The sequence below is a fragment of the Enterobacter bugandensis genome, assembly GCF_900324475.1.
GTDB classification, from domain to species: Bacteria; Pseudomonadota; Gammaproteobacteria; order Enterobacterales; family Enterobacteriaceae; genus Enterobacter; species Enterobacter bugandensis.
The window spans coordinates 1,699,393-1,715,069 of sequence record NZ_LT992502.1 but is presented as its reverse complement, the minus strand read 5'-3'; the positions used below and the strand labels follow the sequence as shown (position 1 = coordinate 1,715,069).

At 58.0% G+C, this 15,677-nt stretch carries 14 protein-coding genes, 2 tRNA genes and 1 pseudogene; 10 read left to right on the top strand and 7 right to left on the bottom strand.

Translation table 11 applies throughout. The features are described 5' to 3' along the window. Positions 1-254: 254 nt before the first annotated feature. From puuE to DG357_RS08255, 3 genes and pseudogenes are all read right to left on the bottom strand, one after another. Positions 255-1,154, bottom strand: coding sequence for an allantoinase PuuE (puuE, locus tag DG357_RS08265; RefSeq protein ID WP_408608539.1), 900 nt, complete (start codon positions 1,152-1,154; stop codon positions 255-257). Continuing rightward, positions 1,108-1,942, bottom strand: a pseudogene (gene hpxA / locus DG357_RS08260) (allantoin racemase). Before hpxA ends, puuE begins: the two are co-directional and overlap by 47 nt. Beyond that, entirely contained in the window at positions 1,942-2,658 is a 717-nt protein-coding gene (locus DG357_RS08255) for a GntR family transcriptional regulator (RefSeq protein ID WP_088204969.1), read from the bottom strand. Before DG357_RS08255 ends, hpxA begins: the two are co-directional and overlap by 1 nt. Before the next feature lie 144 nt (positions 2,659-2,802). On the opposite strand from DG357_RS08255, the gene DG357_RS08250 reads away from it, so the two are divergent. Together DG357_RS08250 and guaD are read left to right on the top strand one after the other, a co-directional pair. After that, positions 2,803-4,299 carry an NCS1 family nucleobase:cation symporter-1 gene (locus DG357_RS08250; RefSeq protein WP_088204968.1) on the top strand — a complete coding sequence of 499 codons (1,497 nt, stop codon included), beginning with the start codon at positions 2,803-2,805 and terminating at the stop codon, positions 4,297-4,299. 101 nt (positions 4,300-4,400) lie between these two features. Next, the gene (guaD, locus tag DG357_RS08245) at positions 4,401-5,717 is read left to right on the top strand and encodes a guanine deaminase (protein ID WP_088204967.1); all 1,317 of its coding nucleotides are present in this window, start codon (positions 4,401-4,403) and stop codon (positions 5,715-5,717) included. On the opposite strand, the gene uraH is transcribed toward guaD, so the two are convergent. Then, positions 5,697-6,020, bottom strand: a complete 324-nt coding sequence (gene uraH, locus DG357_RS08240) for a hydroxyisourate hydrolase (RefSeq protein ID WP_088204966.1) — start codon at positions 6,018-6,020, stop codon at positions 5,697-5,699. The two genes, guaD and uraH, sit on opposite strands and share 21 nt — an antisense overlap. Continuing rightward, positions 6,017-6,517 carry a 2-oxo-4-hydroxy-4-carboxy-5-ureidoimidazoline decarboxylase gene (gene uraD / locus DG357_RS08235; protein ID WP_088204965.1) on the bottom strand — a complete coding sequence of 167 codons (501 nt, stop codon included), beginning with the start codon at positions 6,515-6,517 and terminating at the stop codon, positions 6,017-6,019. Before uraD ends, uraH begins: the two co-directional genes overlap by 4 nt. Positions 6,518-6,756: 239 nt before the next feature. On the opposite strand from uraD, the gene hpxO reads away from it, so the two are divergent. Genes hpxO through DG357_RS08220 form a run of 3 tightly spaced genes read left to right on the top strand, consistent with a single transcriptional unit; the run spans position 6,757 to position 9,908 of the window. Further along, the gene (hpxO, locus tag DG357_RS08230; protein ID WP_088204964.1) at positions 6,757-7,911 is read left to right on the top strand and encodes an FAD-dependent urate hydroxylase HpxO; all 1,155 of its coding nucleotides are present in this window, start codon (positions 6,757-6,759) and stop codon (positions 7,909-7,911) included. Positions 7,912-7,926: 15 nt separating this feature from the next. Continuing rightward, positions 7,927-8,961: a molybdenum cofactor-independent xanthine hydroxylase subunit HpxD gene (hpxD, locus tag DG357_RS08225; protein ID WP_088204963.1), complete on the top strand. Its 1,035-nt coding sequence runs from the start codon at positions 7,927-7,929 to the stop codon at positions 8,959-8,961. Between the two features lie 11 nt (positions 8,962-8,972). Continuing rightward, on the top strand, positions 8,973-9,908 hold the full coding sequence (locus DG357_RS08220) for a PDR/VanB family oxidoreductase (protein ID WP_088204962.1): 936 nt from the start codon (positions 8,973-8,975) through the stop codon (positions 9,906-9,908). A 44-nt stretch (positions 9,909-9,952) separates the two neighbouring features. Here the strand turns inward: DG357_RS08220 and DG357_RS08215 are convergent. Continuing rightward, positions 9,953-10,040 (bottom strand) — tRNA-Ser (locus DG357_RS08215). 279 nt (positions 10,041-10,319) lie between these two features. Here DG357_RS08215 and DG357_RS08210 point away from each other — a divergent pair. The 5 genes from DG357_RS08210 to DG357_RS08190 all read left to right on the top strand — a co-directional run bounded on the left by DG357_RS08210 (position 10,320) and on the right by DG357_RS08190 (position 15,431). After that, positions 10,320-11,456, top strand: coding sequence for a D-alanyl-lipoteichoic acid biosynthesis protein DltD (locus DG357_RS08210; RefSeq protein ID WP_088204961.1), 1,137 nt, complete (start codon positions 10,320-10,322; stop codon positions 11,454-11,456). Between the two features lie 128 nt (positions 11,457-11,584). Then, entirely contained in the window at positions 11,585-12,703 is a 1,119-nt protein-coding gene (locus DG357_RS08205; RefSeq protein WP_088204960.1) for an MBOAT family O-acyltransferase, read from the top strand. After that, positions 12,700-14,133, top strand: coding sequence for an AMP-binding protein (locus tag DG357_RS08200; RefSeq protein ID WP_088204959.1), 1,434 nt, complete (start codon positions 12,700-12,702; stop codon positions 14,131-14,133). Before DG357_RS08205 ends, DG357_RS08200 begins: the two co-directional genes overlap by 4 nt. A 17-nt stretch (positions 14,134-14,150) precedes the next feature. Continuing rightward, entirely contained in the window at positions 14,151-14,369 is a 219-nt protein-coding gene (locus DG357_RS08195; RefSeq protein ID WP_028012621.1) for an acyl carrier protein, read from the top strand. Positions 14,370-14,594: 225 nt separating this feature from the next. Beyond that, the gene (locus DG357_RS08190) at positions 14,595-15,431 is read left to right on the top strand and encodes an alpha/beta fold hydrolase (protein WP_088204958.1); all 837 of its coding nucleotides are present in this window, start codon (positions 14,595-14,597) and stop codon (positions 15,429-15,431) included. Between the two features lie 67 nt (positions 15,432-15,498). On the opposite strand, the gene DG357_RS08185 is transcribed toward DG357_RS08190, so the two are convergent. Further along, positions 15,499-15,586: transfer RNA gene (locus DG357_RS08185), tRNA-Ser, on the bottom strand. Positions 15,587-15,677 lie beyond the last annotated feature (91 nt).

The following is a 15,677-nucleotide window of genomic DNA, read 5'->3' as shown; positions in this document are numbered from 1 at the left end:
TCCGTCCCTTTTCCCTTTAAAGTGGAGGGATTTTCCGGCTGAAGTGACGAAAAGTCTATCATTCAGGCAAAAAAACCTAATACCCACATAATGGGTACACCTAAAAATGGCTAGCGGAGCATCCAACGTCAGGCCGATCTTTTAGGTTTCCGTAGGTGCGGTTTGCCTACGTGTGGCGCATTGTTGCGGCGCAGGTGAGTTTGATGGTATAGACCGGGTAAGGCGCAGCCCCCACCCGGCAAAACATCGCACAATTACTTCTGAAACGGATGCACTTCCCGCCAGTGGTCAGCAATCTGCTGGCGGGTACAGACCCACACCCGATCGTGCTGCTGCACGTAATCCAGAAACCGTTGCAGCGCGCGAAAACGCCCCGGCCTTCCCAGCAGGCGGCAGTGCATGCCGATGGACATCATCTTTGGCGCGCTCTCCCCCTCCTCGTACAGCACGTCAAAGCTGTCCTTCAGGTACGTATAAAACTGCTCGGCGGTGTTAAACCCCTGCGCGGTCGCGAAGCGCATGTCGTTCGCATCCAGCGTATAGGGCACGATCAGGTGCGGCTTTTGGGTGCCGTCGCCGCAGGTCACTTCCGTCCAGAAGGGCAGGTCATCGCCGTAGTAGTCGCTGTCGTAGTCAAAGCCGCCGTGCTCCACCACCAGCTGGCGGGTGTTGGGGCTGTCGCGCCCGGTGTACCAGCCGGTTGGCGGCTTGCCGAACAGGTCGGTAAGAACCTGCACCGCCTTATGCAGGTGGTCGCGCTCCTGGCTGATGTCCATGTTCTGATAGTGGATCCAGCGCCAGCCGTGGCTGACCACGTCGTAATCCGCGGCTTTAATCGCCTCAACAATCTCCGGGTGACGCGCCAGCGCCATCGCCACGCCAAAGACCGTCAGCGGCAGGCCGCGTTTTTGAAATTCACTGTGGATCCGCCAGAACCCGGCGCGGCTGCCGTATTCGTAAAGGGAGTCCATCGACATGTGTTTGTCCGGATAGCTGGCCGCGCCGATGATGTCCGACAGGAACTGCTCGGACCCGGCATCGCCGTGCAGAACGTGGTTTTCCGCCCCTTCTTCATAATTGAGCACAAACTGCACCGCGATGCGCGCCTCATTCGGCCACCGCGCGTGCGGCGGGTTGCCCGCGTAGCCGCGCAGATCCCGCGGATAATCCTGTTCGAAAAGCCCCATACCACCCCCAAAAGTTAAAATGGATTCAATGCCTGAAAATGCCCGCTTAACGGTTTGCTCTCCGGGAAGGCCAGATCCCCATGCTTGCTGGTCGTGAGCCCCAGCGCCACCAGCGATTCCACCATCTTCACCGCCGCGCTGACGCCGTCGATCACCGGCACGCGCAGCTCGCGGGTCAGCTCCTGCGCCAGCGTCGCCATGCCGCCGCAGCCCAGCACGATGGCGCCGCAGCCATCCTCCTTCAGCGCCTGTATACAGCGCGCGCGCACCTTCTCCTGCGCCAGACCGCTGCCGTCTTCCAGCGCCAGCACCGGGAGATCGATAGCGTGCAGCGCCGCGCACTTGTCCTGAAAGCCATACTGGTGCAGAAGATGGCGGGCAATAATCAGCGTGCGCGGCAGCGTGGTGACCACCGAAAAGCGCGTCGCGACCAGCGTCGCCATATGCATGGCAGCTTCGGCGATACCGATAACCGGCCCCTGCGCCAGCTCGCGCGCCGCCAGCAGTCCCGGATCGCCAAAGCAGGCAATCACGTGACCGTCCACGCCCTGCTCCCTGCCTTTTTTGATCTGTTCCAGGACACCAACGGCGGCGATGGCCTCATCAAAGTGGCCCTCGATAGACGGCACGCCCGCGCCCGGGCAAACCGCGAGGATCTCCGTTCCCGGTGCCGCCACCGCGCGGGCCGCCGCGCCGATGGTTTCCGTCATCGCGAGGCTGGTGTTGGGGTTGATCACTTGTATACAGACAGACATTACGACTCCTTGTGGCCGGCAAACAGCCGGGCAAAATCAGGCAGGCACTCGCCCGCCCGCTCGAAGCAAAGGCTGGCAACGATGTGTTCAAAATGGTGCATGAGGGCATCGCTTAGCGGCTGCAGCGCCTTCTGACGCAACAGATCCACAAGCTGTTCGTGATCGTTGCAGCGGCAGCCCTGACGCCACGGCGCACCCCAGGTAGCAATCACCAGCGAGGAGCGCTGGCTCAGGCTTGTCACCATCTCCGTCAGCACCTGGTTACCGGAGATGGCCTGCAGTTGTATGTGGAAACTGGCGGAATGTCGGATTGCCGCCGGGCCGTCGTACGCCTCGTGCGCCTGCTGCTCCTGACGAATAATGGCCTCCAGCGCGGCAAGGTGCGGCGGCTGACAGTGCGCCAGCACGTCCGGCAGGTTAGCGACCTCCAGCAGCGCGCGGGTGCGGAAGATGTGCCGCGCCTCTTCCACCGCCGGACTGGCGACGTGTGCACCACGTTTGGGCGTCAGGGTGACCATTTGCACAGCGGCGAGTCGTTGAAGCACCTTGCGGATGCCCGTGCGGCTCACGCCAAACACCTCGGCCAGCGCCTCTTCCGGCAATTTGCTCCCCGGCAGCAGCTGATGTTCGACAATCGCGGTCATCAGCGCCTGGAAGATGGTTTCGTCTTTGTCATGCAGGTCTGGCGCGGTCTGCAGGGCGTTTATGTTGTTCATTCACCACTCCGAATTTTACTTTCCGTTATCGAATCGTATACATAAAAATAAAATATTGCATACAAGATTTATTATTTTGGCCTGGATCCTGCAACACCGTTTGCACTCCCACTCAACGGGTTTTCATTCACAGGAGCAGGTTTCATGCCAAACAGTCAAAACGCACAGCAGGGTACGGCCGCTGATTCCGGTGCGGTTTACAGCCCACGTCTTTGCAATGAGGATCTGGCACCGACGCGTGACCAGAACTGGAGCTGGTACAACATCTTTTCTTTCTGGATGTCCGACGTTCACAGCATGGGGGGTTACGTTGTTGCCGCGAGCTTCTTTACGCTCGGGCTGGCAAGCTGGCAGGTGCTGCTCTGCCTGCTGGTGGGGATCTGCATTGTGCAGCTGTGCGCCAACCTGGTAGCCAAACCGAGCCAGATGGCGGGCGTGCCCTATGCGGTGATCAGCCGTCAGGCGTTTGGCGTCTTCGGGGCCAATATTCCGGCGGTGATCCGCGGGCTTATCGCCTTTGCGTGGTACGGCATTCAGACCTGGCTTGCCGCCAACGCGCTGATGCTGGTGGTGCTGAAGTTCTGGCCTTCTCTGGCAAGTCTTACCACCGGTGCCTTCCTGGGCCTGTCGCCGCTGGGCTGGATCTGCTTTGCCATCATGTGGGTTCTCCAGGCGATGGTCTTCTGGCACGGCATGAACGCCATTAAGCGCTTTATTGATATCGCCGGTCCGGCGGTCTATGTGGTGATGCTGGCCCTTGCGGGTTGGATTGTATACAAGACCGGTTTTGACGGGATCTCTTTCACCCTCGCCAGCAAATCCCTGAGCGCGGGCGAGCAGACCTGGCAGATGATCACCGCGACCGCGCTGGTGGTCTCCTACTTCTCCGGCCCGCTGCTCAACTTTGGCGACTTCTCCCGCTACGGCAAAAGCATGGGTGAGATCCGCCGCGGCAACCGCTGGGGGCTACCGTTTAACTTCCTGCTATTCTCCATCGTCACCGTGGTGATTGTCTCCGGCACCCAGTCGCTGTTTGGCCGCATGATCACCGACCCGATCGAAACCGTCAGCCGCGTAGGTAACGATCTGGCCGTGGCAATTGGCCTGCTGACGATGATCACCGCCACCATCGGGATCAACATCGTCGCGAACTTTGTCTCACCGGCGTTTGATTTCTCTAACTGCTCGCCGCAGAAGATCAGCTTCCGCACCGGGGGCATGATTGCCGCCGTCGGCTCGATCCTGCTCACCCCGTGGAACCTGTTCAACTCGCCGGAGCTCATCCATTACACCCTGGACGTGCTCGGGGCGTTTATCGGCCCGCTGTTCGGCATTCTGATTGCCGATTTCTACCTGATTAAGCGCGGCAAGGTGTCGGTAGACGATCTGTTCGACGACACGCCAAAGGGCAAATACTGGTACCGCAACGGCTTTAACCCGAAGGCCATTGGCGCGCTGATCCCATCCGTTGCTGTAGGTCTGGTGATTGGCTTTATCCCGGCCCTGCATGAAGTGGCAAACTTCAGCTGGTTTATCGGCGTCTTCCTCGGCGGCGTGACCTACCGCTGGCTGGCGCGGGAAGAGCGCGAGACGGCAGGCGCGGCCTCGTTCAGCTCCCGCGTGGCGACGCAAAAAGAGTAACCCCTCCCTCCGGCCGCAGTTTATCTGCGGCCCGTTCATTCTGGCATCGTTCTTGCTGAGCTTTTTCACCCCGCTACGCAAACACTAAGGCAGGACCCACGATGGAATACCAGACTGCGATACGCGGTGCATTTTTTGATATTGGCCGGGTCTGCGACAGCGCAGACGCGATTGCCCAACACGCCCGCTACCTTGAGGACGGGCTGCTGTTTATCCAGAACGGAAAAATTCTGGCGCACATGGCGTGGCAGGAGGGCGAGCAGTATCTCGACCCTCACAAAGGCTACACGGACCTGCGAGGCAGGCTGCTGCTGCCCGGTTTTGTCGACACCCACGTTCATTATCCACAAACGGAGATGATCGGCGCCTTTGGCGAACAGCTGCTGGAGTGGCTGACCACCTACACCTTCCCGGTGGAGAGCCAGTTTGCCGATGAAGCCTACGCGAAAGAGATCGCCGAATTTTTCATTAACCAACTGGTGAGCAACGGCACCACCACCGCGCTGGTGTTTTGCACGCTGCATCCGCAATCGGTCGAAGCGCTGTTTACCGAAGCCCTGCGCCTCAACATGCGCCTTATAGCCGGAAAGGTGATGATGGACCGGCACGCGCCGGACTACCTGAGCGAAGACGCGAAGCAGAGCTACCGGCAGACGCGGGCGCTGATCCAGCGCTGGCACCATCGGGGGCGGCTGGGGTACGCCATTACGCCGCGCTTTGCGCCGACCTCATCCCCCGAGCTGCTTGCGGCGGTCAGCCTGCTCAGAGAGGAGTTTCCGGATACCTGGCTGCAGACCCATCTCAGCGAAAACCCAAACGAAGTGGCCTGGGTGAACGATCTCTGGCCGGAGCACGAGCGCTATCTGGACGTGTATCACCACTACGGCCTGACCGGCGAGCGCAGCGTGTTTGCCCACGCGATTCATCTGCACCACAGCGAGTGGCAGTGCCTGCACGACACCGGTTCGGCGGTGGCATTTTGCCCCACCTCGAACCTGTTTCTCGGCAGCGGGCTGTTTCGCCTGCCCGCCTGCTGGCAGCACAAGGTGCGGATGGGCATCGGCACCGACGTCGGCGCGGGGACGACCTTCAGCATGCTGCGCACCCTGGGAGAAGCCTACAAGGTCGGCCAGCTTCAGAGCTACCGCCTGCGTGCCAGCGAGGCGTTTTATCACGCCACGCTGGGCGGCGCGCACGCCCTCAGGCTGGACGATAAGATTGGCAACTTCGCGGCAGGCAAAGAGGCGGATTTCGTGGTTATCGACCCCAACGTCACGCCGCTGCAGCGCCTGCGCAATCGCCGCTGTCAGGATATCTACGAGCAGCTATTTGTGCTGATGACCCTGGGCGACGAGCGCAACATCAGCGAGACCTGGGTCAACGGCGAGCGGGTATGGTCAACTGCCCCGGTAGGTTGACCACCCGCCAGGTGCAATCACAAACGGCAGATGGAAGTGCTCGTCTGCCGCTTCTCCCGTCACAAAATCAATTTGCGCGCAGGGGTAAATCGTCTCCCGGCCGGTTGCGCGAAACCACCCGCCGATCTCCGCCACCAGCCGATAGTGGCCTGCGGGCAGGAAAGGGACAAATTCGGTGATGCGACCATTAACGTTGGTAACGCCCGTCGCCATGATTTCGCCCTCCCGTTCTAGGTGAACCGTCACGCCCGCGGCGGGTTTGCCCGTTGAAATATCGAGAATATGGGTGCTGAGCGTGCTCATTCGCTAATCACTCCTTCCAGCCGCAGCAGCGTAATTTCCCGCAGCTGTTCCAGCGCAGCATGGATTTCCTGCGCGTCGCTGTTTTCCAGCCGCGCGCGCAGGGCTTGTAATATCTCCTCGCCGCTGCGGCCCTTCGCGCGGATCAGAAATACGCGCCCAAAGCGGGCCTCGTAGCGGGCGTTACCCTCGCGCAGCGCCTGCGCAAGCGCCGCGTCACGGTCATTCACCGCGCCCTGCTCCTGACGCGACAGCGCCGCCTCCACCTCTTCACCCGCGGGCTTTTCCCCGATGCGCGGGTGCGCGCTCAGGGCTTGCGCTAACGACGCCTCATCCCAGCGCTGCATCAGCGCCTGCGCCGCGATCGTCAATTCACTCCGGCTCGGGTAAGGCCGTCCATAAACCAGCGCCTCAGCCCAGCCGGGGAGCGCCACGCAGGGGGTGAGCAGCGCGAGAGCCTCTTTCTCAGGAAGATGATTGAAGTCGTGCAGTGCGATCATAGTGTCTCCTTTATTGTCCTCCTCCGGGTTGTTGCACAAACCACGCCACTCTTGTCGCCGATGTGAAACAGTCGATTCTGTATGGCTGGACAGGAAATTATTGATTCATAAAAAGGCATATTCACCGTGTTTGCGCACCTTAGCAGTGCAAACTCACCTCCCACAACGCCGTTTTCGCCACTCTGCAGCCTGGTACGCAAATTGCTGAATGTTTTTACACCCTGCAAAAGGAGAGAAGCATGAAAGCAATCGTCATTGGCGCGGGTATTGGCGGCCTGAGCGCTGCCGTCGCGCTAAAGAAAGCGGGCATCGACTGTACCGTGTTCGAAGCCGTAAAAGAGATCCGGCCCGTCGGGGCGGCCATCTCCATCTGGCCTAACGGCGTGAAGTGTATGCAGCACCTCGGCATGGGCGACATTATCGAAACCTACGGCGGTCCGATGCGTTTTATGGCCTACAAGGATTACCGGCGCGGCGACACCCTGACCCGCTTCAGCCTCGCCCCGCTGGTTGAGCGTACCGGCGGGCGCCCCTGCCCCGTCTCGCGCGCTGAACTCCAGCGCGAAATGCTGGACTTCTGGGGGCGCGACAAGGTGCAGTTCGGCAAGCGCGTGGAACACGTCCACGAAGACGACGCGGGCGTAAGCGTGACCTTTACCGATGGCACCACGGCAACAGGCGATTTTGTGATTGCCGCCGACGGCAGCCACTCGGCGGTTCGTCCGTACGTGCTGGGCTATACCCCGGAGCGCCGCTACGCCGGCTACGTGAACTGGAACGGGCTGGTGAAGATTGATGAAGAGATTGCCCCGGCGCACCAGTGGACCACTTTCGTTGGCGAGGGTAAACGCGTGTCGCTGATGCCCGTCTCCAACGGACGCTTCTATTTCTTTTTTGACGTGCCGCTGCCCGCGGGCCTGGCGGAGGATCGCACCACCCTGCGCGCCGATCTCACGGGCTACTTCCGCGGCTGGGCGCCGCCGGTGCAGAAGCTTATCGCCGCGCTGGATCCCGATACCACCAACCGCATTGAAATCCATGACATCGAGCCGTTCGACAGCCTGGTTCGCGGCAACGTCGCGCTGCTCGGCGATGCCGGGCACAGCACCACGCCGGATATCGGCCAGGGCGGCTGCGCGGCCATGGAGGACGCCGTGGTGCTGGGCGAATGCCTGCGTGAAAACCACAACATTACGCTGGCGCTGCGGCAGTACGAAGCCCTGCGCTGCGACCGGGTGCGTGACCTGGTGCTGAAAGCGCGTAAACGCTGCGACGTCACCCACGGGAAAGATATGGCGTTGACGCAGGCCTGGTATCAGGAACTCAAAGAGGAGACCGGGGAACGCATTATCAACGGTCTGTGCGAGACCATTCAGGGCGGCCCGTTAGGCTGAACAAGAGGGACAACGATGAAAAGAGAACCGACACCACCCGCCCACTGCACGTTTGAGCCAGAGGACTGGCTGCGCCTGGCGAAATGCTGGCATCCGGTTGCGCGCGCCTGCGACGTCGGCCCGGCCCCCGTCAAGGCCACCCTGCTGGATGAACAGCTGGTGATTTACCGAATTAACGACCGGGTCGTGGTTGCCCGGGACGTGTGTCCGCACCGCGGCGTGCCGCTGACGCTCGGCTTTCACGACGATCACGGGATTATCTGCCCCTACCACGGCTTACGCTTTGGTGAAGACGGCCGCTGCAACCGCATTCCGTCCAGCCCCGACCAGCCCGTTCCGGCGAAGCTGAACCTGATTAACTACGCGGTGGAAGAGCGCTTCGGCCTGATCTGGACCTGCCTGGCGTTTGACCCGGACAATCCCGTGCCGCTGCCCACCATGCCGCACTGGAGCGACGACGGATTTCAGCAGATCAACTGCCCGGCGTTTGAGGTGAACGGCTTCGCCGGGCGCCAGGTGGAAGGGTTTCTGGATGTTGCCCACTTTGCGTGGATCCATACCGATACCTTTGCCGATCCCAATAATCAGCTTGTCCCTAGCTATCAGCCGCAGGAGACGGCCTTCGGTTTCGTGGCCGATTACTGGAGTTCCGTGAGCAACTATCCCGCCAGTTCACCCGTGCAGGCGCCAGAAGGGTTCCAGTGGCTGCGCCATTTTGAAATGCATCTGCCTTTTACCGCCACCCTGACGATTCATTTTCCGGGTGAATCACGGCTGGTGATTATGAACGCCGCCTCGCCCGTCTCGTCACGGGTGACCCGCATGTTCGCGCCCATCGCGCGCAACTTTGATCTGCATATTCCGGTGGAGGACGTGCATGCCTTTAACCTGCGCATTTTTGAAGAGGATCGCCTGATGGTCGAAACCCAGCGCCCGGAAAGTCTGCCGCTGGATCTCACTCTGGAAGCCCATATTCCGGCAGATAAGAGTTCGATTGCCTACCGTCGGGGACTGAAGAAGATGGGCTTTGGCGAATTTTTCCTGGTATGACGGAGGCCAATATGCTGAACGTGATCGTTGACGGGCTGTGGCGCGAGGGGGATAAAAGCCTCGCCGTCAGGCTGGTGGCCGAAAACGGCGACGCGCTACCGGCGTGGCAACCCGGCGCGCACATTGATGTCCACCTGCCCTGCGGCGTGGTCCGCCAGTACTCTCTGACCGGGGCATGTGGCGACGAGAGCTATCTTATCTGCGTGGGGCGAGAAGCCGCCTCGCGCGGCGGGTCGCGCTACGTTCATGAAACGCTGCGTCCGGGCCAGAGGCTTTCAATCTCGGCCCCGCGCAATCTGTTTTCGCTGCATCAGGCTGAGCGGGTATTGCTGCTGGCAGCAGGGATTGGCATTACGCCGCTGTATGCGATGGCATTGCAGCTGAAAGCGACCGGAACGCCGTTTACGCTGCACTATTACGTCAGAAACCGGGAAAGCGCGGCGTTTGCGCGCGAACTCTCGCAGTGCGGTGACTGCATTATTCATACCACCACCCCACGAACCACGCTGGCGGAGCATTTCCCTGCACCTGAAGCGGGGCTGCACGCGTGGGTGTGCGGACCTGCGGGGTTTATGGAGAAAGCGCGCGATGTGGCGGCGGCGAAGGGATGGAATGACGCCCATATCCACAGCGAGGCGTTTCAGCCCGCTCCCCCTGTCACAAGCGGCGTCGCAGGTGAGATCTTTACGGTCAAACTTGCTTCTACCGGCGAGCGCTGGCCGGTGCCTGCGGATAAGACCATCGCTCAGGTATTACAGGAAAACGGCGTGGACGTGCCGCTGTCCTGCGAAATGGGGATCTGCGGCGCCTGCCTGACGCCGGTGATTGACGGCGTGGTGGACCACAGGGATAGCGTGCAGTCGGAGGCAGAAAAAAGCGCGGCTGACCAGCAGGTGGCGCTCTGCTGTTCGCGGAGTCACTCCGGGGAGCTGGTAATTGCGCTGTAAAACGAAAAAACCCTGCGATATTGCTATCGCAGGGTTTTCGAATTTGGCGGAAGCGTAGAGATTCGAACTCTAGAACCCTTTCGGGTCGCCGGTTTTCAAGACCGGTGCCTTCAACCGCTCGGCCACGCTTCCAAAGTGAGGCGCACTATAAACATCTATTAGCGCCTTGTAAAGCAGGAATTTTTCTATTTTTGCCTGCAGGCGTTTGACTGCGCAAAAAGTCACCCGGACGCTTTCCTGCCCTCCCCCCTTCCCCCCTTGTACATACCGTTACACAGCAACGCTCATCCTTTTAAATCACCGTGGTATAGAATGCCAAAAAAAATAGACGGCCATGTGTTTTGTAATGGTAATAAATCCGGGTAATGCGGGTTTTAACGCATTACTGTCATAGCGCCTTACTGGTTGATGATGAAAATCAAAAATACGTTTTGCTTACATATCCTGATGGCCGTTTTGGCCATTTTAGTCCTGAGTTTTCACCCGCTGGTGACAAGCTTTGATCCGCCGCTTAAATTCCAGCCGCTGATCAAGTCTATGGCAGGGACGACAAAAGAACAGGCGGAAAAAATAGCCACAATTTCCCATGCTTTAGAAGGGAATGCTATTTTCTTCCTTGGTGCGTCTGAGGTCGCCACCTCAGAAGAGGAACATTACGCCGTATTTAATTATTTTAATAAGCAATTGCACCAGCCCGTCGTGGCCTATGGCGATGCGTTTGTCGATGACGAAACGCAATTTTTACTTCTCTCGCGTTTTAAAGATAGCCTTAACGCAAACAGCAAAGTGGTGCTGCTTCTGGCGCCTGACGGCTTTTATTCAAAAGGCCTGCCGCCCGCTATCTATGCGGATAATTTTCCGGGCTCGATTTTTAATCCCCTGATGAAGGATCCGCAGGCGCGCCCGTTCCTGGTTAATTACCTGAAGCATATTGATGCGAAAGAGATAAGCCATTTAACCTTCGGGCAAATGCGTGTGTATGGCTGGCATCCGGCGCTGGTATGGGACGAGCTGAGTTTTCAGTTTGCAAACTTCTGCACCCTGATTAAAAACGACTGGCTGTCGCTGCTCAACATCAGGCCACAGACGGCGCAGCCCTGGCCTCAGCAGCCAACCGCCCGTCTTTCCCCTGACTGGGATAAAGCGCTGGCGAATGCCCGCGAGTTGAATAAAAAGCGCCATCAGAGCGCGGCCACGCTGTGGATGGACAAAACGATTTACGACGAGGACGGTAAGCCGCAGCAGTGGGATGACACGCCGGTGGTGCCGGGGCAGTTCGCCGCGTTCAGGAAAACCGTTCAGCTTTTGAAAGCGCATCACGTGCAGGTGATTGCTATCGTCGACCCGGTTAACCCCTGGGCGCTTTACAATACCGACACCTTCCGCCCGTTCGATAAGCAGATTCAAACCATTCTGAAAGAGAACCAGATCCCGTATTTGGATATGTACGCCATGCCGTATCAGAACGGCTGGAACTGGGATCGTCTGCACCCTACCGAACTGGCCTGGGTGCCAATGCTTCGCTTTATTGCACAGAGTTTTAAATAATGAAAATCGCGATCCGTCTTTTTTGCCTTTATTTACTGCTGGCGATCACCGTCGTTGCATGGACCGCTGTCGATGACAGCATGAGTATGCAGCTGCATTTTGAATATCAAAAATTCTGAGGCGAAATGATGTACAGCTCAGGAATATTTTTTGTCTGTTTATTTTCATCCGCGCTGGCGTTTGCGATGGTTAATCGTGTTTTACGCCACCGTCTGACCTGGCTAGTTTCCTTATCCGTGGTGACAGCATTAGGCTGGAGTTATATTTTTCAGGGCAATTACGGTGTTCCCGTAGCCGTCTTTTGCTGGTTTTATCTTGTCGCCACGTTAAAAGAAAAAGGCAGATTAAAAACCTGGCAGGCGGTCGTTTTAACGCTGCTGCCTCTGGTTCTGGTGAAATTACATTTTAATTATCACCTCGGCACAATCGGTCTCTCTTTTATGACCTTCCGCGCTGTGGATGTACTGCTGTATCGCAGTAAAAAAGAGGGCCAGAATTTCCTGCACTATTTCTGCTATCTCTTTATGCCCTTTATTATTCTGGCCGGCCCGATGTATCGCTGGCGGACATGGATGAGCGATGTGAATAAGCCGGCATTTGTCCTGAACCGCGAGCAGTTTTTAACGGCGCTGGAGCAAATTATTACCGGCATCATTCAGAAGTTCCTGTTTGCCATGCTGATCGATTCGCTCGTCGTGCAGCCCTGGAGCCATAAGCCGTTTACCCTGACCGTGGGCGTGGTGATGTCGATTGCCTACAGCGCCTATCTGTACTTCGATTTTGCGGGCTACAGCAATATGGCCATCGGCGCGGGTCGGCTGTTTGGGCTGAATATTCCGGCAAACTTCAACATGCCGCTTCTTGCGAAGAACCCGCAGGATTTCTGGCGCCGCTTCCACATCAGCCTGTCCGAATGGCTGCGCGACGTGGTCTTTATGCCCGTCTATATGAATCTGATGAAGTCTAACTTTTTCCGCCAGAACAAAACGCTGGCGCAAAATATCGGTATTTTTTGCACCCTGTTCTGCATGGGGGCGTGGAATGGCCTGGAACGCCATTACGTCATCAGCGGCGCGCTGTTTGGCGCGATTTCCGTCGCGCACAACATGCTGCTGTGGTCAGCCAAACGCAGCCCAACGTTACACCGCGGATTGCAGTATCCGGCCGTTGCGTTTTTGGGACGAATTCTGACGCTGGGAAGCGCCGCAGGATCCCTTTACATCTTCAGTGGAATGTCACCTCTATGAAAAATCACTCCGATCTTCAGGAACTGCAGGATTTCTTGCGTGCGGCACTGCGCGATCCCGCCTCCCCGCAGCAGCTGGCCATCAGCGGCAGCGACGAAACCTTAAGCTGGCTCCAGCTTTCCTCTGCCGTGACGAACTGGGCAGAGCGTTATCGACGATGCCAGCCCGCAGACGGTACGCCGATCGTGCTGTACGGCCATCAGCAGGCCGAGTTTGCCGTGGCAATCTATAGCTGCCTGCTGCACAACATTCCGTACATCCCGGTGGACTGCATCTACCCGCAGGAGCGGCTTCGCGAGATCTGCAACCTGACCGGCGCCCCTTACTACTACGACGTGGCGACGCGGCAGTTCATCGCCACCGGCGAGGCGGGCAAGGTGCTGGAGGAGCAGGATCTGGCCTATATCATGTTTACCTCAGGCAGCACTGGAAAACCGAAAGGCGTGCAGATTGGACGTGAAAGCGTATGGCACTTCATGAAGTGGGTCAGCCAGGACTTTTCGCTGCCGGAAAAACCGGTGCTGATGAACCACGCGGTGTTCAGCTTTGACCTCTCCCTGATCCCTCTGCTGGCGAACCTGGCGATGGGAGGCCACATCGTGCTGAATGCCAAAGAGGATATCCAGAAAGAGAACTGGCTCGAGCGACTGCAAAGCAACGCGGTCTCCGCCTGGGTTTCCACCCCCTCTTTTGCCTACCAGCAACTGCTTTCTCCGCACTTTAACAGCGAGTATTTGCCTGCACTCAACGTCTTTATCTTCATTGGTGAAGTGCTCAATAAAGCGCTGGTGAAACAGCTCCGCCGCCGTTTCCCGCAGGCCAAAATCATCAACTCCTATGGCCCAACGGAAGCGACCATTGCGACAACCGTGGTTGAGATCACGGATGAGATCCTCAACAGCGACAGCGCGGTGCTGCCGGTGGGCGTGATGATGCCGGACAGCAGAATGGAAATTTCCGCCGAGGGCGAGCTGATTATCTGGGGCAAAAACGTCATGCGCGGCTATTTAGGCCTGCCGCAGGAGAACGCGGCAAAACTGCTGCGTCGGGAAAATGATGCGTTCCGCGGCTACCGGACCGGCGATCTGGGTTATGAAGACGGGCTCATCTACTGCCAGGGCCGCAACGACAGCCAGGTCAAGCTGAATGGCTACCGCATCGAGATCGGCGAGATTGAAAACCGCCTGCTGGCCATGTCCGGCATCAGCGAAGCGGTGGTGATGCCGCTGATGAAACCCTGCGGCAGCGTGCTGCGCATCGCCGCGTTCTGCGTGACGGAGCTGGCACCGGAGGCAATCAAAACCTCGCTGGCAAACGTGGTGCCCCACTACATGGTGCCTTCACAAATTATCGTAAAAGACGCTTTGCCGCTAAATCCTAACGGCAAAATTGACCGCAAGCTGCTGGACGCTTACGCCCGCACACATTAATTATTCCAGGAAAAATGATGGAACACGATATTCTCGCCCTGTTTGAAAAAGTGTTATCCCGCAAGGTTGGCTTTCACGATGAGCTGATTGAATCCGACATTCTCGACTCCATTCTGGCAGTCGACATGGTGCTGGAGGTGCAGGACGTTTACGGCTGTATGATCCCGCCTACCGACGTGGCGACGGTGCTGAAAACCCCGGCCGATCTCGCCCGTTATATTGAAGAGAACCGTTAACGCCCCCTCCTCTGATGGCTCTGGGACTCCCTCCAGAGCCCATCATTCGCTTTCCCCTTCTGGATACCATTCACACGAATGAAACCCACCGGTTTTACTATTTCTCCTACACTTTAGGGGTACTGTCGGTACGGGAAACTAAACAAGCCAACATCATGAAGACAATAATGGTTCGCTCTGCGCTCAGCCAGCGATCGTTGCGTCTTTAACAGAGGAGTCTGCGGTATGGCATTCGTAACAACGAAAGACGGCGTCAATATTTACTACAAAGACTGGGGTCCGAAAGAGGCTCAGCCCATTGTTTTCCATCACGGCTGGCCATTGAGTGCCGATGACTGGGATAACCAGATGCTCTTCTTCCTTGCGGAAGGCTATCGCGTTATCGCAATCGACCGCCGTGGTCACGGGCGTTCGGACCAGGTCAGCGAAGGGCACGATATGGATCATTATGCGGCTGACGCGTCGGCCGTGGTTGAAAGCCTGGATCTGCACAATGCGGTGCACGTCGGCCACTCTACCGGCGGTGGCCAGGTGGCCCGCTATGTTGCGAAGTACGGCCAGCCGCAGGGGCGCGTTGCCAAAGCGGTGCTCGTGAGCGCCGTTCCACCGTTGATGGTGAAAACAGAAAACAACCCTGGCGGGACACCTGTAGAGGTTTTCGACGGCTTCCGTAAAGCGCTGGCCGCGAATCGCGCCCAGTTTTATCTCGACGTCGCCAGCGGTCCTTTTTATGGGTTTAACCGGGCGGGGGCCGAGGTTTCACAGGGCACCATTCAGAACTGGTGGCGTCAGGGCATGATCGGCAGCGCCAAAGCCCACTATGAGGGAATTAAGGCGTTTTCAGAAACCGATCAGACAGAGGATTTGAAAACCATTACGGTTCCCGTTCTGGTGATGCAGGGGGATGACGATCAGGTCGTGCCTTATAAGAATGCCGCCCTTCTGCAGGACCAGCTGCTGGCGAATAGCGTGCTGAAAATCTATCCGGGCTTCCCGCACGGGATGCATACCACCCACGCGGATACCATTAACGCGGACATTCTGGCCTTTATCCGCTCATAGACGTCAGGTTTACAGATACGCGCAAAAAGAAAAACCCCAGCTTAACGAGTAAGCTGGGGTTTATATCTGGCGGAAGCGCAGAGATTCGAACTCTGGAACCCTTTCGGGTCGCCGGTTTTCAAGACCGGTGCCTTCAACCGCTCGGCCACACTTCCTGAGTGAGGCGAACTATAAACACCTCACCGCATGCTGTAAAGAGTGGCTGCAATCGTTCGCTTTAAAATTAGCCAAAATGTGCTTAATCGG

Coding starts and splice junctions, on each gene's coding strand:
- uraD (WP_088204965.1), bottom strand. CDS start 6,517: ATGATCGCACTGCACGACTTCAATCATCTTCCTGAGAAAGAGGCTCTC.
- DG357_RS08255 (WP_088204969.1), bottom strand. CDS start 2,658: ATGAACAACATAAACGCCCTGCAGACCGCGCCAGACCTGCATGACAAA.
- guaD (WP_088204967.1), top strand. CDS start 4,401: ATGGAATACCAGACTGCGATACGCGGTGCATTTTTTGATATTGGCCGG.
- DG357_RS08210 (WP_088204961.1), top strand. CDS start 10,320: ATGAAAATCAAAAATACGTTTTGCTTACATATCCTGATGGCCGTTTTG.
- uraH (WP_088204966.1), bottom strand. CDS start 6,020: ATGAGCACGCTCAGCACCCATATTCTCGATATTTCAACGGGCAAACCC.
- hpxO (WP_088204964.1), top strand. CDS start 6,757: ATGAAAGCAATCGTCATTGGCGCGGGTATTGGCGGCCTGAGCGCTGCC.
- DG357_RS08200 (WP_088204959.1), top strand. CDS start 12,700: ATGAAAAATCACTCCGATCTTCAGGAACTGCAGGATTTCTTGCGTGCG.
- DG357_RS08205 (WP_088204960.1), top strand. CDS start 11,585: ATGTACAGCTCAGGAATATTTTTTGTCTGTTTATTTTCATCCGCGCTG.
- hpxD (WP_088204963.1), top strand. CDS start 7,927: ATGAAAAGAGAACCGACACCACCCGCCCACTGCACGTTTGAGCCAGAG.
- DG357_RS08195 (WP_028012621.1), top strand. CDS start 14,151: ATGGAACACGATATTCTCGCCCTGTTTGAAAAAGTGTTATCCCGCAAG.
- DG357_RS08220 (WP_088204962.1), top strand. CDS start 8,973: ATGCTGAACGTGATCGTTGACGGGCTGTGGCGCGAGGGGGATAAAAGC.
- DG357_RS08250 (WP_088204968.1), top strand. CDS start 2,803: ATGCCAAACAGTCAAAACGCACAGCAGGGTACGGCCGCTGATTCCGGT.
- DG357_RS08190 (WP_088204958.1), top strand. CDS start 14,595: ATGGCATTCGTAACAACGAAAGACGGCGTCAATATTTACTACAAAGAC.